At 57.6% G+C, this 314-nt stretch carries 1 protein-coding gene; it reads left to right on the top strand.

The window, feature by feature from the left end:
- The coding region (locus tag EN818_RS31630) for an ABC transporter substrate-binding protein (RefSeq protein ID WP_245521442.1) at positions 1 to 314 on the top strand (314 nt) is incomplete at both ends.

Raw genomic sequence — 314 nt, 5'->3', positions numbered from 1 at the left:
CAAGGACAAAGGGCATCCGGACTACGCGCTGTCGCTGACGCATCTGGATGACGTGGTGGCGAAGGATACCCATACGGCCGAGCTCAAATTCTCCGGCAAGCAGTCGGCCCGCACCATTCTCAATGTCGTCGGATTCCCGATCCTGTCGAAAGCCTTCTATACTGCCAATCCCTTCGATTCATCGCAAATGAACCCTCCATTGGGTTCAAGCGCCTACAAGGTCGGCCGGTGGTCGGCCGGCGCATGGATCGAATACGAGCGGGTGGCCGACTATTGGGGCAACGATCTTCCGGTCAATCGCGGGCAGAACAATT

Origin of the sequence: Mesorhizobium sp. M3A.F.Ca.ET.175.01.1.1, from assembly GCF_004791945.1 — a bacterium.
Lineage (GTDB): Bacteria > Pseudomonadota > Alphaproteobacteria > Rhizobiales > Rhizobiaceae > Mesorhizobium.
This window is presented reverse-complemented; position numbering and strand designations above follow the sequence as displayed.